Origin of the sequence: Dyadobacter sp. 22481 (assembly GCF_052044875.1) — a bacterium.
Lineage (GTDB): Bacteria > Bacteroidota > Bacteroidia > Cytophagales > Spirosomataceae > Dyadobacter > Dyadobacter endophyticus.
The window spans coordinates 2,525,516-2,547,662 of sequence record NZ_JBQENV010000001.1 but is presented as its reverse complement, the minus strand read 5'-3'; the positions used below and the strand labels follow the sequence as shown (position 1 = coordinate 2,547,662).

The 22,147-nt window shown below is 49.6% G+C and carries 14 protein-coding genes; 12 read left to right on the top strand and 2 right to left on the bottom strand.

The genetic code is table 11. The annotated features are described in order from the left end of the window. The 3 genes from ACTJJJ_RS10000 (at position 1) to ACTJJJ_RS09990 (ending at position 7,931) form a co-directional block, all read left to right on the top strand. The gene (locus ACTJJJ_RS10000) at positions 1-2,643 is read left to right on the top strand and encodes an ABC transporter permease (protein ID WP_426293924.1); all 2,643 of its coding nucleotides are present in this window, start codon (positions 1-3) and stop codon (positions 2,641-2,643) included. Between the two features lie 189 nt (positions 2,644-2,832). Continuing rightward, on the top strand, positions 2,833-3,609 hold the full coding sequence (locus ACTJJJ_RS09995) for a hypothetical protein (protein WP_426293925.1): 777 nt from the start codon (positions 2,833-2,835) through the stop codon (positions 3,607-3,609). Positions 3,610-3,887: 278 nt separating this feature from the next. Further along, positions 3,888-7,931, top strand: a complete 4,044-nt coding sequence (locus ACTJJJ_RS09990) for a hybrid sensor histidine kinase/response regulator transcription factor (RefSeq protein WP_426293926.1) — start codon at positions 3,888-3,890, stop codon at positions 7,929-7,931. 1 nt (position 7,932) lies between these two features. On the opposite strand, the gene ACTJJJ_RS09985 is transcribed toward ACTJJJ_RS09990, so the two are convergent. Beyond that, on the bottom strand, positions 7,933-8,550 hold the full coding sequence (locus tag ACTJJJ_RS09985) for a DUF3455 domain-containing protein (protein ID WP_426293927.1): 618 nt from the start codon (positions 8,548-8,550) through the stop codon (positions 7,933-7,935). A gap of 245 nt (positions 8,551-8,795) precedes the next feature. On the opposite strand from ACTJJJ_RS09985, the gene ACTJJJ_RS09980 reads away from it, so the two are divergent. The 7 genes from ACTJJJ_RS09980 to ACTJJJ_RS09950 all read left to right on the top strand — a co-directional run bounded on the left by ACTJJJ_RS09980 (position 8,796) and on the right by ACTJJJ_RS09950 (position 18,840). Further along, the gene (locus ACTJJJ_RS09980) at positions 8,796-10,094 is read left to right on the top strand and encodes a vanadium-dependent haloperoxidase (RefSeq protein WP_426293928.1); all 1,299 of its coding nucleotides are present in this window, start codon (positions 8,796-8,798) and stop codon (positions 10,092-10,094) included. 162 nt (positions 10,095-10,256) lie between these two features. Then, positions 10,257-11,069: a class I SAM-dependent methyltransferase gene (locus ACTJJJ_RS09975; protein WP_440701710.1), complete on the top strand. Its 813-nt coding sequence runs from the start codon at positions 10,257-10,259 to the stop codon at positions 11,067-11,069. 623 nt (positions 11,070-11,692) lie between these two features. Further along, positions 11,693-14,731 (top strand): SusC/RagA family TonB-linked outer membrane protein, encoded by a 3,039-nt coding sequence (locus ACTJJJ_RS09970; protein WP_426293930.1) that lies wholly within the window; start codon positions 11,693-11,695, stop codon positions 14,729-14,731. Between the two features lie 63 nt (positions 14,732-14,794). Then, the gene (locus ACTJJJ_RS09965) at positions 14,795-16,300 is read left to right on the top strand and encodes a RagB/SusD family nutrient uptake outer membrane protein (protein WP_229221201.1); all 1,506 of its coding nucleotides are present in this window, start codon (positions 14,795-14,797) and stop codon (positions 16,298-16,300) included. A 214-nt stretch (positions 16,301-16,514) separates the two neighbouring features. Further along, positions 16,515-17,324: an SDR family oxidoreductase gene (locus ACTJJJ_RS09960; protein WP_426293931.1), complete on the top strand. Its 810-nt coding sequence runs from the start codon at positions 16,515-16,517 to the stop codon at positions 17,322-17,324. A gap of 27 nt (positions 17,325-17,351) precedes the next feature. After that, entirely contained in the window at positions 17,352-18,257 is a 906-nt protein-coding gene (locus ACTJJJ_RS09955) for a helix-turn-helix domain-containing protein (protein WP_188928096.1), read from the top strand. A 235-nt stretch (positions 18,258-18,492) separates the two neighbouring features. Beyond that, positions 18,493-18,840 carry a DUF488 domain-containing protein gene (locus ACTJJJ_RS09950; protein WP_188928098.1) on the top strand — a complete coding sequence of 116 codons (348 nt, stop codon included), beginning with the start codon at positions 18,493-18,495 and terminating at the stop codon, positions 18,838-18,840. A gap of 9 nt (positions 18,841-18,849) precedes the next feature. On the opposite strand, the gene ACTJJJ_RS09945 is transcribed toward ACTJJJ_RS09950, so the two are convergent. Beyond that, positions 18,850-20,481, bottom strand: coding sequence for an alpha-amylase family glycosyl hydrolase (locus ACTJJJ_RS09945; RefSeq protein ID WP_426293932.1), 1,632 nt, complete (start codon positions 20,479-20,481; stop codon positions 18,850-18,852). 144 nt (positions 20,482-20,625) lie between these two features. On the opposite strand from ACTJJJ_RS09945, the gene ACTJJJ_RS09940 reads away from it, so the two are divergent. Next, entirely contained in the window at positions 20,626-20,817 is a 192-nt protein-coding gene (locus ACTJJJ_RS09940) for a hypothetical protein (RefSeq protein WP_012779727.1), read from the top strand. 380 nt (positions 20,818-21,197) lie between these two features. Continuing rightward, positions 21,198-21,614 (top strand): hypothetical protein, encoded by a 417-nt coding sequence (locus ACTJJJ_RS09935; RefSeq protein WP_426293933.1) that lies wholly within the window; start codon positions 21,198-21,200, stop codon positions 21,612-21,614. The last annotated feature ends 533 nt before the right edge of the window (positions 21,615-22,147 follow it).

Here is a 22,147-nt window from a genome sequence, read left to right as displayed (position 1 = left end):
ATGTCAAATCGCTCACAAAAGCCGCTTCCACCCGGATGGGCTGATCGGCTGCTTCGATTCGTGTGCCCGGCCGGACTGCAAGAAGAACTGATCGGTGACCTGCACGAACAGTTTGAGCAGCACGTAGCTGCACTCGGAGAAGCTGCCGCGCGCAGGTTGTATGTTAGGGAAACCCTCCGGTTTTGCAGGCCTTACTTTATCAGCCGCCAGCTGCGGGCAATGGCAGCTGAATCAAAAACAGAATCATCTTCACCTTTTTTGAACCCTGCCATGATACAGAACTATCTGACGATCGCATTTCGCAACCTTGCGAAGAACCGGGTGTATTCCTTCATTAATATTTTCGGACTGGCTTCCGGCATGGCCGTGGCTATGCTCATTGGGCTCTGGATCTACGATGAACTGTCGTTCGATAAGCAGTTTAAACATTATGACCGGCTGGCCAAGCTATGGCAGTTCGTCAAGTTCGATGTGGAGAAGTCGTCTTACGACGTAATGCCGATTCCGCTTGCACGGGAACTACGAGGTAAATATGCCGATTTTGAAGCGGTCAGTCTATCGGTGTCGAGGGATGTGATTATGGTCGCCGGCGAGAAGAAACTAATGAGGCAAGGCAGTTATGTCGAACCCGATTTTCTCAATATGGTTTCTTTGGATATAGTGGCAGGCAGTCGATTCGGAGACAATGATGTAAATTCGATTTTGCTGTCGCGATCGCTCGCGAGTGCCATGTTTGGGGCGAGTAATCCTATTAGTAAACTGATTAAACTGGACAATAAACAGACGGTCAGGGTGGGGGGTGTTTACGAAGATTTTCCGGCCAATAACTCGTTCAAAAATGTAACATTTTTGATTCCCTGGAAATTTTTTGCGGCTAATGATCCGGGCGCGAAACGCGACCGCGACGAATGGGATTCCAATTCTTACCAGATTTACGCCCAGCTTAAACCGGGCGCAGACTTCGATCAGGTATCGGCCAAAATCAAGGACATCCGCATGAAGCGGGATGATCCGCCGGGCTATAAACCGGAATTTTTCCTGCATCCGACATCGAAATGGCATTTGTATGCAGATTTTAAAGATGGCGTCAACACGGGAGGGACTATTACTTTCGTCTGGCTGTTTGGCAGCATTGGTGTCATCGGACTACTGTTGGCCTGCATCAATTTTATGAACCTGAGCACCGCGCGATCCGAGAAACGGGCCAAGGAAGTCGGGATCCGAAAAGCAATCGGTTCATTGCGCAGCCAACTGGTTGGCCAGTTTTTCAGCGAATCGCTCCTGATGGCGATGATGGCATTTATCCTTTCTCTGCTGTTTGTCCAGCTCGCATTGCCGTTTTTTAATCAGGTAGCGGAGAAAAGCATGGTTATCTTATGGACAAATCCGCTGTTTTGGCTGGCCGGACTGGGTTTTAGTCTGCTGACTGGGGTGATAGCGGGTAGCTATCCCGCGCTGTACTTGTCGGCATTTCAGCCTGTCAAAGTTCTCAAAGGCATTATGCGCAGCAGACGTTCGGCCACTATTCCACGCAGGGTACTGGTTGGTTTCCAGTTTACAGTTTCCGTTACACTCATCATTGGCACCATCATCGTGTTCCGCCAGATCGAACACGCCAAAGATCGCCCGATAGGTTACAGCCGCAGCGGACTGATCGAAGTTAAAATGAATGTGCCTGAACTATACGGGCACTATACGAGCCTTCGCAATGATTTGCTGAACACGGGCGCTGTAAGCGGCATGGCCGAGTCGGCGGGTTCGATGACCGAGCAGTCGGGCGGCACGACCAATATCTCTTGGAAGGGTAAAAGAAGCGATACCAAACCATTGCTGATGGCAAATTTTGTTTCACACGACTTCGGACAAACGATTGGGTGGAAACTAGTTGCAGGCCGGGACTTTTCCCGGGAGTTTACGACAGATAGCTCATCGATAATTCTAAATGAAGCAGCCGTAAAACAAATGAATTTTAAGCGCCCGATTGGCGAGATTGTTCGGACGAACGGTAAGGCATACTCGGTAATTGGTATTGTAAAAAACATGGTCAAGGAAGATCCGTTTAGCCCCGTCAAACCGAGCTTTTTTTTGCTGAACTATCGCAATGTCAATACCATTAATATCCGCCTTGCTCCGCAACTGCCGGCCAGTGAAGCCCTATCAAAAGTTGAGCGAGTCTTCAACACTTACAGTCCCGACGCTCCTTTCGAATATAAATTTGTAGACGACCAATACGCGCGTAAGTTCGGAAATGAAGAGCGTATCGGTCGGCTCGCTGGTGGTTTTGCTATCCTTGCGATATTGATTAGTTGCTTGGGATTGTTCGGCCTGGCCTCCTTCATGGCTGAGCAACGCACCAAGGAAATCGGCATCCGGAAAGTGCTGGGCGCATCGGTGTTGAACGTTTGGGGGTTGCTCTCGAAGGAGTTTTTGATGTTGATCCTCGTGTCATTTTGCCTGGCTGCGCCGATTTCGTATTATGTACTTTCGGACTGGCTCAAAAATTACCAGTACCGCACCGAACTCTCATGGTGGATTTTTGTTCTGGCGGGGCTTGGTGCATTATCAGTAACACTGCTCACAGTCAGTTATCAAAGCATCAAGGCCGGGCTGGTAAATCCAGTAAAGAGCTTGCGCAGCGAATAATGTTGCTTTACATTTTTTAATGTGGCGTAAAAAGCGCTGGTGATAGTCGTTGGCTTCTTTAAGAAGAGCTTCGCTTTCAGCCGTTCATATGCAGCAGTTAGGATGGAGCCATGGCAGTTCAAGCTGTTGGTTGATTCCAACCAACAAGTGATTTGCAGCGTCTTAGGTTGAAAACTAAATCCTGACATTATGAAAAAAATGTTACGTCTCCTGCTTTTGATGCCGCTTTGGATAGGATGTCAGTCAAGTGACCCTTCTGAGTTTGGAATAGTACCCAATCACGTCGCCTATGACGATGAGGCCCCATTGAAGATAAAGGCATCTTGCAATGATGCAAACTGTAAGGAGCCAAGCTACGAAGAGCGTTACACATACACTACCGAAGGTAAGCTAAGTAAGGTCGAGACTTTTAGCAGGGACGCTTCCGGTGTTTTGCAGATGCAGTCATATACTGACTACTTTTTTGATGTCAACGGCATAACAACGGGTAAAATCCAATACTACAGGCACGGATCCTTGCCGGGCTGGGTGGCTTATTACGAATCGGAATTTGTGTATAAGGATGGTGTGCTGAAATTTGAAAAAACATATTTCAACAGGCACCAGCCCGAACAAAAGGTACTGACCGGAGCGGTCGAATATGAATATAAAAATGGGAAAAAAGTCGGTCAGAGGTGGACCGATGAGCACAATCAATTGTATCGGCGAGTGGAATACGGATACAACAACGCCGTCGTGAACCTGGAAACGTGGTATGACCAGAAAAACAATGTGATCAGAATTTTTGAACACAAGTTTTCAGGGAACCGCCGACAAATAGGGGAGTACCTGCTCAATTCAAAAGAGCTGCTCGCCATGATAGAAAAGACGTACGATGAAAAGGGAAGGTTAGCTACCCAAGAAACCAAGGTGCACAACCCACTGCTTTGCGCGATGACACCGGGACTAATAAAGTATACCTATTAGGGCGGCAGGTGATCGGGGTTTTATGGCGAAAAGTATTTGGCATCCGTTAACTAACTTCTTCCGCGGATTGGCCGCAGATTCATTGCAACCGCTCTCAAAATGCAATACTTTTATTTATTATACCATTTACAGACCAGCTTTTCGAGCGTCTTGTTGGCCGGGTATCGATGAACCAAAGAAAATCCAGGTAATCAGGTTGCATTTCCAGGTAACTGTGGCGCATCTCGCTACCACAAGTGGCTCGGCGCGCTTACGGTAGTCTTCAACGACACAAACCCATGAAAAGAATAATTCTGCTTTTCGCTCTGGCGATGGGCCTGGATGTAGCGGCGCAGAGTCCTGAATCGCCGCTGGCCCGCATCTGGCAGCAGAGTCTTCCTTTTATCACTAATTACTCCACAAATGAATATAAAGCAGCGTTTCAAAACTGGGCGCTGGTCCAGGGCGAAAACGGCGTCATCTATGCAGCAAATAATTCCGGGGTGCTCGAATATGATGGGGTGTCTTGGAAGCTCATTCCAACGACGGAGGGCAACCCGGTACGGTCGCTGGCCAAAGATTCGACGGGTCGTATTTATGTGGGCGGTTCTGGCGAGGTGGGTTACCTGGCGATCAATGACAAAAATAAAACGGATTTCCACTCCCTGAAAAACAAACTGAACCGCTCCGACTGGAACTTCGGAAACGTCTGGTTCACCTTTGCCCACAATGGCTCTGTCTATTTCGTTTGCGATCTGCACATTCTCGAATGGGTGAATGGCAGGTTCAGAGTTTGGAAAAGTGATATCGGTGCGCTCGGTTTTGCCTGGCTCGTCAATGGGGCGTTGTATGTGAGCACAAGTGAAAAGGGTTTGTTGCGAAAACACAAAGATGGGCTGAAACCGGTCCCGGGAGGGGAGGCATTCAAAGGGATGGGGCTCAGCGGCTTGCTGCCATATCAAGGAAACAAGCTACTGGCAGTCGGGCTCAGTAAGGAGTTTTTCATTTACGACGGATCAAAGCTGGAACCGTTCATGAGGGATGGGCAAAGAGTTCGGATCCGGGATGCTGTCTATCATGGTCTGCGGCTGAGTAATGGGGACTACGCCCTGGCTACCACCGGTTCGGGCCTTTACCTGATGGACCGGAACGGCGCGATCCGTAGTAACTTCTGCCGCAAGGAGGGGGTTTCAAGCGATGCGGTCTATTCGGTTTTTGAAGACGCAGAAAAGGATTTGTGGCTTGCAACCGACAATGGGATCAGCCGTCTTGAAACCAACTCGCCGCTCCGGATATTGAACGAAAATCATGGCCTCGACGAAAATCCAATGGATATCGAGGTATTCAATAACAAACTGTTTACGACCAATAGCAAGGGGCTTTTCGAGCTGAACCGCGTGCCGTCACAAGGTTTGCTAAAACCCTATTTTAAGAAAATTGAAGGAATCGACAACTTGACGATGCATTGCCAGGTGTTTGGTGACGAATTGATTGTATCTAACTATGACGGTGTTTTTAGGCTCGATCAAAAAGGAAACAAATCACTACTGGCAAAAGAGCACGTTGTGCGTGTTGAGGAATCGCGCCAGGCGCAGCCGCCAACGCATTTGCTGGTTGGCCTGGAAGGAAACGGACTTACAGAGCTGCTCTTTTCCAACGGGAAATGGGTACAGGGCAGCAGGCGCGAGGATATGAAGTTTTACTCGGAAAGTTTTGCGCGGGCTGCGGACGGGACGATTCTGATAAACAGTCGCCGAAACGGAATCTATGAAATAGCCTGGCAGACGCCTGAGAACAGGCGCTCGCAGCAGCATACCCTCGGAGAGGAATTCAAGTTGATCCACCACGGGCCGGAGAATGGACTATCATCGAATAAAATCCGCTGGCTCGAAAGGGTAGGAAATACCGTCTACGCATCCACCGACGAAGCAATGCACCGCTTCAATTCTGATAAGCGCGTTTTTGAAGTGGACTCGCTGATCACGACCAGTGTGGCGCCTTACAAAGGCGGGTGGATCAATGAAATCATCGCAGGCCGCGACGGAACGATGTGGTTTACGCTTTACCACAATTATCAAAGCCATGTTTTCGAGTACGGGTATAACCGGATGCGGCGACTGCCGATTTCGGGCAGGCTATCGGATGCGCTCATTTCTAAAGTCCACGATAACGGGGATGGGTTTATGCTTTTTGGGTCCAACAAATGGATCGTGCTTTTTGATCGAAACTTGAAGATCAGTGCCGGGAAGTCGTTTAAAACGCTCATCCGCCAGATTTCAATCGACCAGGACTCGCTGATTAGTTTCCGGGGGCGTCAGTCGGTGCCAGAAATCGCTTATGGGCACAGGCTACGGTTTCAGTTCGCATTGCCGAGCTATGACCTTTCAAACAAAAATCAATTTCAATATTTTCTTGAGGGTTTTCACGACCAATGGTCGGCCTGGACGGAAGAGTCCTTTGTGGATTTTACCAACTTACCGGAAGGGAATTACGTGTTTCGCGTGCGTGGCAGGGACGTATATAGCAATGCGGAAGCCGAAGACCGGCTGGTGTTTATCGTCCTGTCACCCTGGTACCGCAGTTGGTGGGCACTGGCGATTTACGCGCTGCTTTTGGTTGGAATGGCAGCCATACTGGTACGTTTTCGGGAAAGAAAGCTAAAAAAGGAGAAGCTTGCCCTGGAAGATACAGTACGCGAACGGACGGAAAAAATCTTGCTCCAAACAGAAGAGCTGAAAGAAATGGACCGGCTGAAATCGCGTTTTTTTGCCAATATATCCCACGAGTTCCGCACGCCGCTAACGCTTATCTTAGCACCTCTCGAGGAAGAACTGGCCAAAAAACCACCCGCCGAACAGGGCAGGCTGCTTATTATGAAGCGTTACGCTAACCGGCTGCTAGAGCTGGTCAATCAACTGCTTAACCTTTCAAAGTTGGAAGCCGGAAAAATGGAACTGCAGGTGCAAAATGTGGAGCTGCGCCAGTTTCTGAGTGTGCTGTCATCTTCTTTCGACTCGCTGGCGCAGCATAAAGGAATCTCTTTTGAAAAATCAGTCGGCGTGCCTGAGGGGTCTTTCTGGTTTGATCCCGACAAGCTGGAAAAGGTGATCATTAATCTGCTTTCAAACGCATTCAAATTCACACCGGCAAGTGGTTTGGTGAAGTTTGAGGCGAACATGGATGAGCAATCAGGCAGGCAAATGCTTTGCATTGCCGTATCGGATACCGGACGTGGCATTGCTCCGGAAGAGCAGAAACAGGTGTTCGAATCGTTTTACCAGGCCCGGCAGACTGTCGAGAACCAGGATGGCGGCACCGGTTTGGGGCTTGCGTTTGCCAGGGAGCTCGTCAAACTGCATAAAGGCGATATTTCGCTCCAAAGTCAGGTGGGGAAAGGCTCTGTTTTCTCTATCCGGATACCGGTCAGCAAGGAGGCGTTTGATGCGAAGCAAATCGTCGAACCGGGGTTGAGCGGATATACCTTGCCGTCCGCGCAGACCATATCGCTGCCGCTGGACGAACGGGAAGAAAACAAACGAGATGCTAGCGGACCCAAAAGCCGCGGCTCGGCACAGCGCGAAACAGTGTTGATCGTGGAGGATAATGCCGAACTGCGCGACTACATGGCGTCATTGCTCGAAAACGACTACATCATTTACAGGGCGCCGGACGGTGCCGAGGCGCTTGCGTGTGCACGGAAAGTTTTGCCCAGCTTGATCATCAGCGACCTGATGATGCCCAGAATGGATGGTATGCAGCTTACCGCCAGCATCAAGTCCGACGAACGGACCAGCCATATCCCAGTGATTTTACTGACGGCGAAAAGCGGCCAGGAGTCGCGGATCGACGGGCTGAAAACCGGTGCGGACGACTACCTGACCAAACCTTTTTCGGTGGAAGAGCTCACGGTGCGGGTCGCGAACCTGATCGAGCTGAGAAAGAAACTGGCCGAGCGTTACCGTGAACGCATCCGGGTACAAGTGACGCCCGCGGAGGAAATGTCGCTTGACGATAAATTTTTAATGAAGGCCAAAGAGATCGTTGAGGCGAACATGGAGGACGCTTTATTCTCGGTTGAAAAAATGGCCGAGGAAATGAGCCTTAGCCGTACCCAGCTGCTGCGAAAGCTGAAAGCCCTTACTGGCCTTGCCCCGAATGATTTTATCCGCGACCTGCGCCTGCAAAAGGCAGCGGAAATGATCCGCCAAAAGGCTGATACGATCACCCAGATTGGGTATGCCGTGGGCTTCAACGATCAATCGTATTTCAGCAAAAGCTTCAAAAAGGAATTCGGAGAAACCCCCACCGAGTATTCCGCAAGGGTTTCCCACAAAGAAGCGTAAATCAAAGAATGCGTTTGACGAACCGGTAAACGGCGGTGTAAGGCACTTCGGCAGTGGAAGCTATATCGGCCGGAGGGGTTTCCGGCGCTTTCCCGCCCTTGGTCGCGATCCTGAAAATGTAACCTACACCCTGGAATATGCCGGTCGGTTCTTGTCCGGTTTTGTTGCTCAGCAATAGCCAATCGATGCTATTCGGATCGCTCGAAAATGTTTTGGCAGGACTGAATGCCTGTCCCATGATCGTATGGCCGGGACTTGCCAGTTTCCAAGTGGGACCGGCGTAATGGACGCCTATCTTAGCATTGGACGCATCATAAAGATCTGCTTGCGGTGCGACAAACACCCATTCGTACTGAACCGGAGTTACACCTGCCTTCACTTGCGCCTTGTATTTCTGCACACCCACGGCAAAGTAGGTCGCCACGCGTTGATAACCCTTCGTATCGGGGGGAAGAGAAAATGCGGCAGGCATCGCCAGGTTTTCACTTAGCTGGATGTGATCGGCTGGCGTAATGACCGGTTTGGGATCATCGTGATCAGTGCATGCATCGAAGAAGCCAAGCAAAACGACGAATGCTAGCATGTGGCCGCTGCGGCGGAAAAAGATTTTGTTTTTCATAGCTGTTTTTAATGTAAATGATTTGGGTAAGCGTGGTTGATTTAACCGGTGGCAAAACTAAGGGCCGCCGACGGGCGCTGATTGTAATCCGGATGCAAATCCGGGTAGTTATGCGCGGCGCATTCTCAGGCTCGGCAGCTGACGCATAATTACCTGGATTTGCTTCGTCATTACAAGTTTTAGCCAGTCGCTGCACCCCAATTTTGCAGCCTCATTTATCTATTAACATGAAAAATTTAAGAGTCATGAAAAATGCAAGCGTATTGAAACGCATCAGACAATCGGCGATCGGGTTGCTTGGTTGCACCCTGCTCACCCTCTCGTGCACCGACCACGATGGCCCGCAAGTTCCGGCTGAGCCGGTTAGCTCTCCCGAGGTAGTTACCTCGTGGCTCAACATGCAATTGAAAATCGCGCAGGCCATGCCCGCCTCACCGCCCGTTCATGCCCGCAGGTGGGCTTACAGTGGTGTCGCCCTGTGGGAATCCCTGCAGCCTGGGTTACCAGGTTATCGGTCGATCGCCTCGCAGCTCAATGGCTTGCCTTCACTGCCGCAACCGTCCCCGTCGCTGACCTATTATTTCCCGGCCAGCGCCAATGCAGCGCTTGCGGCTATCAACCGGGCGATTCATCCCGGGATTTCCGCTATCATCCTGGCCCGCATCGATTCGCTAGAAGCCGTCAACCTGGCGAAATACCAGCAGCACCAGCAACCGGATGTGCTCGCGAATTCCGTCGACTTCGGGAAGAAAATTGCAGCAGCGATCTTCGAATGGTCTAAAACCGATGGCTATGATAGCGCCACACCTTATACGCCACTAGGTGGAGCCGCGTACTGGAAACCCACGCCGCCTGCATTTGGGCCTGCCATACTTTCGAACTGGGGCAAGGTACGTACGATTGTTTCAAACAGTGATGCGGGGGCGGAACAAGGCGCGCCGATAGCTTATTCGGAAGATAAAACTTCGGAATATTACAAACAGGTGGAGGAGCTCTACAACATTTCCCAGTCACTCACCCAGGAGCAGCGGACGATCGCCACGTACTGGCCGGACAATTCATGGCATAATGTGTTAAGCCAGGTGCTGGCGACCGAGAAACCAGGGCTGGCAGTAGCGGCAAAAGCATTTACGCAGTTGGGAATAGCGATGTCGGACGGTGCCATCAGCCTTTGCAAAGGGAAATACGTCTACCAGGGAGTGCGCCCCGTCACCTACATCCGGACCATCTTGAACCATCCTGAATGGAATACGGTGATCCCGACGCCGCCCCACCCGGAATATCCCTCGGGGCACTCGGTGATGTCGGCGGCGGCCGCCGAGGTATTGACAGCTATTTTTGGTGAAAACTACCATTATACCGACAAGCCCTACAACCTCCCCGCTTTCGCGCCGAGACAATTCAACTCGTTTGACGAAGCTGCCGCCGAGGCTGCGGTTTCGAGGGTGTACGCCGGGATTCACTACCGCAAAACGTGTGAAGTGAGTTTGTTGCACGGCAAAATCGTGGGGCAAAATGTGATTAATGCATTGAAATTCGAATAATAAATCGATGCCCGGCTAACCCGCCGGCATACTTAAATTGGCCATGAAAATTCTTAATTTAACAACCCTGCTTCTCGCCCTGTTTCTCTCCTTGATGTGTTATTTGGGAGTGGCTTGACGAAAATCTAAATCAGTATCTATTAACTATAAATGAAAAATAAAATGAATGCAAACAAAGCACTTTGGGAAAAGGGTGATTTCACTCGTCTTGCAGAAACAATGCGCGAAAGCGGCTCTGCATTGGTAGAAAAATTAGGGATTAAAGAGGGCATGGACGTGCTGGATCTTGGCTGTGGCGACGGCACCACAGCGATACCTGCTGCCAGGCTGGGCGCGAATGTTCAGGGTGTGGATATTGCCCGGAACCTCGTCGAAGCCGGCAATGCTCGGGTAAAGCGGGAGGGGCTGACCAATATCACATTCCGGGAAGGCGACGCGATCGACCTCAATGACATTGCCGATGAATCGTTCGACTTGGTAGTAAGTGTTTTCGGTGCAATGTTCGCGCCCAAGCCGTTTGACGTAGCGAAAGAAATGTTTCGCGTGACGCGTCACGGTGGCAAAATTGTGATGGGTAACTGGATACCTGGCGACCCGACCCTTGTTGCACAGATCCTCAAAGTAAGCTCGGCTTACACGCCCGCCCCGCCGGAGGGCTTCGTCAGTCCGATGCTGTGGGGAGTAGAAACCAATGTAATAGAACGTTTCGTTGCGGCAGGCGCCTCGAAAGACAACATCTCTTTCGAAAGAGAAACATTCACATTTCGGGCGCCATTTTCCCCGGCAACATTTCTCGACACGTTCAGAAAATACTATGGCCCTACAATGAATGCATTTGAAGCGGCCGAAGTAAATGGAAAACAAGCCGATCTTCTACGTGAATTGGGAGCTTTGTTCGAAAGCCAGAATCAGAGTAGCGACAAAAAGGTGACATCGATTCCTGCCACATTCCTGAAAGTTACAATTCTTCGATAGAAAAACTTGGCGAGAGAGGTCTGTACTCATTTTGCGGCAGCAATTTGGGTACAGGCCTTTTTATTTGTTGCAAGTGCGGTTTACAATGAATTTCAGAACGGACCGATGGCTATTGCCAAAACATCGTCACACAAGAGCCGGGTTGACCCCACTTAGCCCCACAATTGTCAAAGCTCCCAGACCTGCAATGATCCTTTTTGGATTTCTCTAATGTCAATATTGTACAATAGTTTGATAAAATGCGCTAAGTATAAATTTGTAGACAAAAATGTCAGCTTTTAAATTTTTCTATTGCATTATCCGAGCTATTTGTATTAATTTACCTTCGGTTAAATCAGTAAATGTTATTTGTTATTTGAATAATGCTCTTTTTATTGACTTAAAGCTTCTTTCTTCTTCGACTCAGCAGAGTGGCAGCGTTGCTTAGACTTTACACCCCATTCTGCTTTTATGACCTGCTTTCGTCTACGATCGTACGCACGCTGCCCGTTAGCGTGAACAGGGAACTATTGCCAATGCCTAACTAAAACCAAAACTAAAAACTCCATGTATGCTTCCACCTGACCGCCACCTGATGGCCCGACTCTCGTTATTTCATTCTTCAAACACTAACTAATTTCTTTATGATGAATTTTTCTCAGCGTCTTTTTCGCCCCGTCGGAGAGAACGCGCAAAGGTCCGTGTCTTATGGCATAAAAGGGCTTGGCGCGTTGATCATGATTTGTACATTGTTTCTGGGCAAGGTGTACGCCCAGGACATCGCTATCAAAGGAAAAGTGACAGATAGCAAGGGTAATGCCTTGCCGGGGGTTTCCATTACGATCAAGGGAACCAGCAAGGGTACATCCAGCGATATGGAGGGCGGCTATACGATTACTACACCACCAGCTTCCACGCTGGCGTTTAGTTTTATCGGGTTCACTTCCAAAGAAGTAGTGGTTGGCAGCGAGTCGACCATCGATGTGGTTTTGAACGACGATATAAAGGCTTTGGAAGAAGTAGTCGTGATCGGCTATGGATCTGTCAAGAAAAAGGATGTGACAGGTTCTGTTGTCTCACTGCAACCAAAAGACTTTAACAAGGGGGTCATTACAGCACCCGACCAGCTGATCCAGGGGCGCACGCCAGGGGTTATGGTTATCAATAATACAGGTCAGCCGGGTGGTGCTACCACGGTTCGTATCCGTGGAAACTCTTCAATTCGTGCCGGAAACAATCCCTTGTTTGTCCTTGACGGAATTCCGCTTTCAGGTAGCTCGGCGCGTCCGGGTGGAAGTGGGGGATTTGGCTCAGACGGCGGTAACCCGCTTGCATACCTGAATCCGAATGACATCGCTAGTATGGATATCCTTAAAGATGCTTCTGCGACAGCCATCTATGGTTCGCGCGGTGCAAACGGGGTTGTAATTATTACCACCAAAAGAGGGGCGTCCGGTGCTCCCACAATCAGCCTCAATGCGTCAACCGGGGTATCAAGCCTTTTGCGGAAACCGGAAGTGTTGAGTGCCAATGAATTCAGGGAAGCGGTGCAGTTTTATGCACCCAACGACCTGAAAGGCGCTGATTTCGGAGGAAATGTCAATGCTTTCGATGAGATAACGCGCGTGGCGCCTGTTCAGAACTATTCAATGGCCATCACGGGTGGTACCGACAATGGCAAGTACCGCGTTTCGGCCGGCTATATGGATCAGAAGGGTATCATCGAAACTTCCAGGCTCAAAAAATATACGGCCAGCATTAACAGCAGTTTCAAGTTCCTTGAAAGCAAAAAACTCGGCCTTGATTTCAACGTGTTGTTCACCCAAACAAACGAAAACCTCGCACCGATAGATGTGGGCGTAGGTTTTACCGGTAATGTAATCTCACAGGCGTTGACCTGGAACCCAACCCGTCCATTGCGTGTGAACGCCGATTCGCTTACCTATGTGAGCCCAACGACGATCAACCCGCTGACCTCCCTGAAAGCTTATAAGGATATTGCCGTTGTCAACACGACCGTAGCCAGTATCGCACCTTCCTATAAGATCACAGACGATCTGGAATACAAGCTTATTTACAGCGTTACCCGTCAGACAGGTAACAGAAAAGGCAGGTACATAGCAGGAATGGTTGACCCGGCGCAGGTAAGAAACGGTTTCGCTTTTATCGGGAATAACTCGGAAACCAACCAGCAACTAACGCAGACACTGAGCTACAACAAGGACATTAGTAAAGATTTGAATATCAATGCGGTGGCCGGTTACGAGTTTTTGGATTATGCTAATAGCTGGAATTCCCTGAGCGGCAGCGGATTTACTGATGTCGGCCTGGATTTTTACGATTACCTGAACTACTCCGTAGCCAGCAACCGCGGAATCAATTCGTACAAATCACCTACCAACCAGTTGCAATCGTTGTTCTTGCGTGTTGGATTGAACTACCAGGACAAGTATCTGCTCACCGGTACTATCCGCAGGGATGGCTCAACCAAGTTTGGAGAAAACAACAAGTACGCCAATTTCCCGGCGCTGGCACTGGCCTGGAACGTCTCGAATGAGTCTTTTCTGAAAGGCAACAGCGTGGTCAATAGCTTGAAGCTGCGCCTGGGATGGGGTAAAACCGGTAACCGGGAGTTTGATTCGGGCGCGTCGCGTGATCGTTACGTGTTTGGCACGCAGAGCATCAGTCAGGCCAATTTCGGAAACCCGGACCTTAAATGGGAAACGTCCGAGACATTTAACGGCGGAATTGACTTTGGTTTGTTCCAATCCAAAATCGTAGGTTCGATCGATTTCTTCAACAAAAAGACGACCGACGGATTGTTCGAAAGGACACTCGCCCAGCCTGCGCCAAGTGGTAAGATCTGGGTCAATCTGGATGGAGAAGTGGTAAACAAAGGAGTGGAATTGGCGTTGACTGGTACGGTACTGGAAACAAAAGACTGGACCTGGAACGTCTCTGCAAATGCAACCTACCTGAAAAACAGCGTTTCAGGCCTACCTGGCTTCTATGAAACCGCCGCGTTGAGAGGACAAGGCTTCTCGGGCGTTTTAGGACAAAGAATGGTAAGCGGCCAGCCGCTCAACGTCTGGTACCTGGCCAAATATGCGGGCCTCGATCCGGCTACCGGAACCAGTATGTACGAGGGAGCGGATGGTAACGTAAGCACTTCCGTGGACCCTGCACAGAACAAATTCTATGTACATAGCCCCAACCCCAAATATCTGCTGGGCTTCTCCACAGACGTGACTTACAGGAAGTTCTCGGCAGTGGTCAATATGAACGGCGCGTTTGGGCACTATCTGTTTAATAACACCTTCGCAACGGTGCTGGGCATCAATAACCTGTCTACCAAAAACATTGCGAAGGATTTCTTCAACAAGGATATCAAGGAAGCCACTTCCAACTCGGCGGCGCCTTCGACCAGGTACCTTGAAAAAGGTGATTACATGAAAATGTCTAACGTTACGCTCAGTTACCGCGTTGGTAATATTGGGAAAGTTTTCAAAAACCTGAACATTTCATTGACCGGCCAGAATTTGTTTGTCCTGACCGGCTACAAAGGTTTCGACCCGGAAGTAAACACCGATGGTTCCAACGGCGGAATTCCGTCTCTTGGGATAGAATACATTCCTTACCCATCGGCAAGAACATTCCTGTTGGGCGTAAACTTCTCGTTGTAATTCATCAAAAACAAAGATTTTATGAAACTTAAATCATATTGTGCGGCAATTTTAAGTTGCTCAATGCTACTTTCCTGCACCGATCTCGACGAGAAACTCGGCAGTGCATTAGAAAAGGGTACCACAGGAAACATTAATCCGGCTGAGCTGCTGATAAGCGCCTATTCGTCACTGAACGGCCCTTACCAGCAAGACAACCGGTGGTGTTTGCAGGAGCTTTCTACGGATGCGGCTGTGGCACCCACTCGCGGTGGCGACTGGGATGACAATGGAACCCACAGGGCCATTCACCTGCATACGTGGAATGCCGATAATTCGTATATGAGTAATACATTCGGTGGATTGCTAACAGCTATTTATCAAGCTTCCAATGTGTTGCGCTATGCACCCTCGGCCCAGCAGGCAGCGGAAGCTCGCTTCATCCGGGCACTGGCTATGTTCGACGTACTGGATTTGTGGGGCGTGGTGCCTTATCGTGAGAGTCTGGAAGATTTTCGCGAGCTCCCCAAAACGCTTGGTCCACAGGAAGCGATCGACTTTATCATATCAGAAATAAATACGATCATGAAAGATCTGCCTTCGACCGGCCAGGCATATGTTGCCAATAAAAATGCTGCGCGGGTGTTGCTGATGAAAGTGTATCTGAACAAAGGAGCATTTCTGGATAGGCAAAATCCTAAATTCGATGCTGCTGATATGAGTAAGGTGGTCGCGCTCGCCGACGAGATTAAGGACTACACAATCTCTGCTCCAGGCAAGTATTTTGACAATTTTGCTCCGGATAATAATACCAAATCCACTGAAAATATCTTCACCCTATACAATGAAGAAGGCGTCCGGGGCGGCGGTGTGGACAGGGCCTATTGGACGGTCTCACATTACAACATGACCCCGGGCGGATGGAACGGTTGGGCAACGCTTTCTAACTATTACGACAAATTCGCGGCTGGCGATGAAAGAAGAGGTATTTATTACAACTATCCGGCCGATACCACTTCGAACCGCAGCAAAAACTACAAGATCCAGAACGTTGGTTTTCTGGAAGGGCAGCAGACCAGCTGGGTGACAAACAAGCCGTTGATGGCCAGAAACCCTGCCACGCAACCGCTGGTTTTCACAAGGGACATTACGATCCGTACCAGCGGTGCTACATTGGAAACGGCGGGGATTCGGGTTATTAAATATCCATTCGATTATGCTTCAAAAGGCCAGCGAAACAACGACTGGGTGGTTTACCGTTATTCGGATGTGCTATTGATGAAAGCGGAAGCGATTTTGCGCGGGGGAACACCGGGCGGTGCTGCCGACGCCCTCACTATTGTAAACTCAATCCGGACCAACCGTGGCGCAGCCAAGTTGGCGACCTTAAGCCTTGATAACCTGCTTGATGAACGCGCAAGAGAATTGTACTGGGAAGGTTGGAGAAGACAGGATCTGATCCGTTACGGTAAGTTCCTGCTCGCAGGGCAAATCAAACCCGCCGATCCGGACCCGAAAACGCTTGTGTACGCAATCCCAAGCCCACAAATAGCCGTTAACAACAATCTCAAACAGAATCCGGGGTATTAGGGTTTATATAGAGCTTTGCAAAAGCCCTTCAAACACACGTTTGAGGGGCTTTTTACTTCCCTCGGCCCAGGATTTCAAGCAGTGCTTTACGCAGGGAAAATATAGCTTGGCTGACGGGTAAGTCTCTATTGAAAAGTATAAGTCTTCCCGAGAAATCTATAAGCCCGACGCTTCTGGACCAACCACCTTTGCATCATTCAAATAAACAACCAAAATGATGACAAAGACAGTTTTGATTACAGGTGCTTCTTCGGGATTTGGGAAGGATGCGGTGCGGTTATTTCAAAAAAATGGGTGGAATGTGATCGCCTCGATGCGCTCGCCGGAGAAGGAAACGGAACTGGCCGGGCTCGATCAAGTGATGCTCGTACGTTTGGACGTTACCGATAGCGAGAGCATTCAGCATGCAGTTGGAGAAGGGGTTGCGCGCTTTGGCGGTATCGATGCATTGGTCAATAATGCGGGATACGGGTCACTGGGTGTGCTGGAAGCAGCCCCAGAAGAGGTGGTGCGCCAGCAGTTCGATGTGAATGTGTTTGGAGTGATCGAGGTGATCAAGGCGGTCTTGCCGCATATGCGCAGCAACAGGAGCGGGGTGATCATCAATGTGTCGTCGATGGGTGGACGGATTGCCTTTCCGTTCTCGACGCTTTACCATGCTACCAAATATGCGGTGGAAGGGATTTCGGAATCTCTGCAATACGAGCTCGAACCGCTGGGTATTAGGGTAAAGATTGTGGAACCGGGCGGTTATAGAACGGATTTTGCAGGCAGGTCGCTGGCAACTTTTGGCGCCGGTGATTTGTTGGACTATATGCCTGCTTACGATGCCTTCGCAGCACAAGTGGACAATTGGCCGATGTCGGATCGAATTTGGGAGGTAGCCGAAGCAATATATCAGGCGGCCAACGACCACTCCGAGCAGTTGCGTTATCCGGTGGGCGCCGATGCAGTGCAGTTGCTCCAAGCCAGAAAGGAAATGGATGATCTCGCGATCAAAAACCTCATTGCCGCCCACATTTAGCAGTTATTATTCAGCCGTTTCACTGTTATGACCAGCCAGTATCTTGATATCGAGTCTATTAGCGGCCTGCACAAATACGTAGGCGCCCCCAGTCCCAAGCATCCGCTGATCAGCCTGATCGACAATACCCGTTTCTACGCGCAGTGTCCGCGGCAGCTTACGGCCTTCCGGTTTGGTTTTTACACGATCTCCTGCAAGCGCATTCACGGTGTATTGAAATACGGCAAAGGACATTACGATTTCAGCGAAGGGTCGCTCATGTTCACAGCGCCATGGCAGGTCATAACAGGCAGCATCGAGGAAGGAGGCGTAGAGGAAGGATGGGCGCTGTTCATCCATCCGGACCTACTCAATGCCACCGAACTTGGACAAAAGATGCATCAATACTCGTTTTTTAACTATGATGTAAATGAAGCATTGCACATTTCCGACGACGAAAAGCAACTGATCCGCGATTGTGTGGCCAAGATCGAGCGGGAGTATTCCCAGAATATCGACAAGCATACGCTCAGGCTCATTTCCGGCAACATCGAGCTGCTGCTCAACTACTGCGATCGGTTCTACGACCGCCAGTTCTACACCCGCGCCAAGGTTAGTAACGACCTCGTGCAGCATTTCGAAAGGCTGCTGAACGATTACTTTGCCAAGGACACGTTGGTTGATATCGGCCTGCCGGGTGTCAAATACTTCGCTTCCGAGCTGAACCTCTCGCCGAATTACCTTTCTGATCTGCTCAACCGATTCACCGGTAAAACCACCCAAGAGCACATTCACCTGAGGATGATCGACAAAGCCAAATCGCTACTCTGGGGGACAGAGCAGTCGATCAGCGAAATAGCTTACGATCTCGGTTTTGAGCACCCTTCTCATTTTACCAAAATATTCAAAACCAAAACCGGCAAATCGCCGAGCGCATTCAGGAACTTGAACTAACGGTTGGCGTGAAATGCTACAAACCTGGCGGGAAATATTAACTGGTCTGGGATCGCGACCGGCTTATTTTGTTTGATCAAATCAGTCGAAATATGCGTACGGAAGGTTGTCCGGTGGTATTGCGCTCGTCTCCCACCGAGGGTGAATTCAGGATAAAAAATATTTTCAAAACTGGCCGCGAACCGGCTCCCATGGCTAACTTTAAAGGGATGTAAAACCTTTAAATCAATAACGTATGGCAGTCCAAACAAAACGCATTTATGAACCCGCAGCGGCCACCGACGGCTACCGTGTATTGGTAGACCGCCTGTGGCCGCGGGGCCTCACCAAGGAAGCGGCCCGTATCGACCGCTGGATGAAAGAAGTAGCGCCCTCCAACGAGCTGCGAACCTGGTTTCATGCCAACATGGAACAATGGGACGAGTTCGGCGCCCGTTACCGGGAGGAACTGAAAGGTTCGGACGCATTGAATGCATTGCGCTCGCTGGTTGTAGAAAATCAGGTTGTTACCTTGCTTTTTTCGGCCAAAACAGAAGACCGTAACCAGGCGCTGGTTTTGAAAGAGCTGCTGGAAAAAGCATAGTAGCCGCACTCAACGTTCCAATTTTACGATCAATCCCTCATCTCCACTCAAAAGCAGATTGTTTTCAGTGCGTAACCCGATCCGCTCCGCCTCGGTGCTGATGATGATTTCTCCATCAAAAGTTTCATTTTTAGGCAGTAAATAGCCGGGCCTATGGCTGAGGTTGAGCACCACCAGGAAACGGTCGGTGTCGTTTTCGCGAATAAAGGCGAGCAGCTGTTTATCCGAATAGACTGGGGTATATTTGCCTGTTTGAAAAGCAGGTTGCCTTTTGCGAAGCGTAATAAGGCTGTGGTAGAAGGACAGCATCGAGTCCGGATCCTCTTTTTGTAATTCTACATTTACCCGGCGGAAGCTACGAGGAAGGCGCAGCCAGGGCTTACTCCCCGAAAACCCTGCAAACTCATCCGTGTTCCATTGCATAGGCGTACGTGCAGGGTCGCGGCTTACGTTACGGTCTGGCATATAGAGGCCCTGTGGATCCACGAGCTCGTCTTGCGGGATCGGCACATCGCGCATACCGATCTCATCACCATAATATAAGGTAGGCGTCCCGCGCAGCGTGAGCAGGAGCATTGCGGCCACACGCGCCTGGGAGCGACCCACGCGGCTGGCTATGCGCGGCCGATCATGGTTGCCGAGCACCCAGTTGGGCCAGCCGTCCATCGGTAATGCACCTTCGTATTCCTCGACGGCCCGGGCAATTTGTTCCGAATCCCAGGGTAATGCAAGCAGCTGGAAATTGAATGGAAGGTGTGCCTCCGATTTGTCGGCGCCGTAGTAAGTGATCAGCTTGTGAATGGGCAGGTATATCTCTCCGATCAGTACACGGTCGTCGTACTGGTTTGTTGTCCGCCGCATCATCCGCACGATCTCATGGACTTCCGGCTGGTCGGTGGAATATGCCGGATCGTGGTATTCGTAGATCAAGTCGTTTTCATCAAATGGAGAATTGGCTACCACCGGATTGTTGCGTAGCTGCGCATCCTTGATTATGTGCCACATTACATCCACGCGAAAACCGTCGACGCCCTTCAGGAGCCAAAAGTGCATGACGTCCGTCATCGCCTCGTGAACCTCGGGATTGCGCCAGTTGAGGTCGGGCTGCTGTTTCAGGAAGGCGTGATAATAGTATTGTCGGGTCGCTGGGTCCAATTCCCAGGCGTGGCCGCCGAAAACGCTGAGCCAGTTATTGGGCAATGCGCCATTCTCGCCAGGTTCTTGCCAGATGTACCAGTCGCGCTTGGGGCTGTCCCTCGACGAGCGTGATTCGAGAAACCACGGGTGTTGGTCGGACGTGTGATTCGGGACAAGATCCAGGATCAGTTTCATGCCCCGGCGGTGGACCTGCTCCAATAACTCGTCGAAATCTTCCATCGTGCCAAACAGCGGGTGAACGCCCTGGTAGTCGGAGATGTCATATCCGAAATCGGCCATTGGCGAGGGGTAGATGGGCGACAGCCATACGCAATCCACCCCCAGCCATTGCAGGTAGTCGAGCCGTTGGACGATGCCTTTGAGGTCGCCGATGCCATCGCCGTTCGCATCCTGAAACGAGCGGGGGTAAATCTGGTAGATTACGCAGGTTTGCCACCAGAGGTGATCGATGTCTGCCGGATTGTTGTCTGTGATGGTTTCCATCGGAAGTTCGGTTTGCTGATGCAGTGCGCCCTTAAAAAATCACACCACGCCCAGATCAAAAGTTTTATATGAATTATTTGATAAAAAACATGTATAATCAAAGCAAATTGACTATATTCAGTAAATCAAAAAATTACTCAGACCATGATGCCTTTCATAAAAGTTACCGGAGAATTCGACGAAAGCCTGAATGTAAGCGTTGAGAAAATTCTATACTACATGGGGTATAGCCATGGGTGCACAATTTTTCTCGGCACCAGTATTTCCATTCGCGTGAAAGAATGCGAGGAAGACATTAAGAGGCTCATTGAGGAAGCATATATGCAGGTGGCGTAGGCCGCAGGCTGCATCAGGCATGCAGCATTGACCCAGTACCAAACGGCAAGTGATCGCTGATGGGGAAGCATCCCTGTCGGCGATTTTTTTATGCGGTAGTAATTTCCTGGGAGGTTAAGGTTGCTTAAAAATTGTATTATTTTAATAAATAGAAACGGGTATATGAAGAATTTTGAGCAAATCAGGGAAGAATTAGTAGTTTTGTAAACTATTGATATACAATAATAGTTAATAGATGTAGCGGAGAAGTTGTTTTAAAAAATGCATTGTGACTGATAAATATAATTTAGTATTTTACCGTTGTTTTATGAGCCATTATCAGATTCACTAAAAACCTCCTGAAAATATCGCCCGATGGGCATTTAGTAAAATTCAATACCATGAAACAAGTAAATAAGCGTAGAAGTACTCATGCACCGGTAGGTTTCCGGGCATTTCTGGGTCAGTTTTTCAACGACCGCACACAAGTGAAAGAGGAGGAATATTCAGCAAACCGGTATTCGGTCCTATATACGTTGAACGATCAATACCAGCATGTGGGTTGTCCGACGCAAGAAGAGGCGCAACTGGTTCAGAGTTTGATGCTCACTGATGAGAACCGCGTGCCTGTGGGTATTTACGATTCCCGCACCGATTCGTTTGAATGGGAGATCGTGGGAGAATATCTCGGCGGCCAGGGCTCCGACGAGCACCAGCGTAACCGTGAAGAAGCTATCCTGACTGTCGCACGTGCACTGCGTCGCCGCGACGCAAGCTGGCATCCGGAATATTTGCAACGTCCTAGCTTTTTCGCCTGAACCGAAAAGTAACCCGCTGTGCCGTATAAAAAGCAACGAGGCCGTCTCACAAGAGTACGGCCTCGTTTTTAATGTCTTTGGCTATTACCAGGTAAGGATAACAGAAACATTAGGAAGTACAGAATCAAGCCATAAAAGAAGCTGAGTAAGAGAAAGTCCAATTCCTACCATGATATTGATGAGGTTTGTGTTTTGTTGCCTACTCGTTTCAAGTGGTTTTCGGCTGTCCCACACCTTGCAAGATGTTGTAATATTAGTGCGACATTAAATAGAAAACAAATTCTATAATCGATGCTTGTTCATTGCATTGGCCGGTAAAGCCTAACTTATTAGTCAGGGTCAAATCCGAAACGAGACATAGATTTCTACAATTTGATTTGTCAATAATATGCCTATTATGGGTCTATTGTAACCATTTAATAGTAGCGGTTGGCTTTTGGCCGGCTAAAAAGGGTTGTCGAATAGTGTAGTATTTGTGTAGAATAAATTCATTGCATATGAATTAAATTTGACTCCATTTTAGTAATCATGCC

Coding starts and splice junctions, on each gene's coding strand:
- ACTJJJ_RS10000 (WP_426293924.1), top strand. CDS start 1: ATGTCAAATCGCTCACAAAAGCCGCTTCCACCCGGATGGGCTGATCGG.
- ACTJJJ_RS09995 (WP_426293925.1), top strand. CDS start 2,833: ATGAAAAAAATGTTACGTCTCCTGCTTTTGATGCCGCTTTGGATAGGA.
- ACTJJJ_RS09990 (WP_426293926.1), top strand. CDS start 3,888: ATGAAAAGAATAATTCTGCTTTTCGCTCTGGCGATGGGCCTGGATGTA.
- ACTJJJ_RS09985 (WP_426293927.1), bottom strand. CDS start 8,550: ATGAAAAACAAAATCTTTTTCCGCCGCAGCGGCCACATGCTAGCATTC.
- ACTJJJ_RS09980 (WP_426293928.1), top strand. CDS start 8,796: ATGAAAAATGCAAGCGTATTGAAACGCATCAGACAATCGGCGATCGGG.
- ACTJJJ_RS09975 (WP_440701710.1), top strand. CDS start 10,257: ATGAATGCAAACAAAGCACTTTGGGAAAAGGGTGATTTCACTCGTCTT.
- ACTJJJ_RS09970 (WP_426293930.1), top strand. CDS start 11,693: ATGATGAATTTTTCTCAGCGTCTTTTTCGCCCCGTCGGAGAGAACGCG.
- ACTJJJ_RS09965 (WP_229221201.1), top strand. CDS start 14,795: ATGCTACTTTCCTGCACCGATCTCGACGAGAAACTCGGCAGTGCATTA.
- ACTJJJ_RS09960 (WP_426293931.1), top strand. CDS start 16,515: ATGATGACAAAGACAGTTTTGATTACAGGTGCTTCTTCGGGATTTGGG.
- ACTJJJ_RS09955 (WP_188928096.1), top strand. CDS start 17,352: ATGACCAGCCAGTATCTTGATATCGAGTCTATTAGCGGCCTGCACAAA.
- ACTJJJ_RS09950 (WP_188928098.1), top strand. CDS start 18,493: ATGGCAGTCCAAACAAAACGCATTTATGAACCCGCAGCGGCCACCGAC.
- ACTJJJ_RS09945 (WP_426293932.1), bottom strand. CDS start 20,481: ATGGAAACCATCACAGACAACAATCCGGCAGACATCGATCACCTCTGG.
- ACTJJJ_RS09940 (WP_012779727.1), top strand. CDS start 20,626: ATGATGCCTTTCATAAAAGTTACCGGAGAATTCGACGAAAGCCTGAAT.
- ACTJJJ_RS09935 (WP_426293933.1), top strand. CDS start 21,198: ATGAAACAAGTAAATAAGCGTAGAAGTACTCATGCACCGGTAGGTTTC.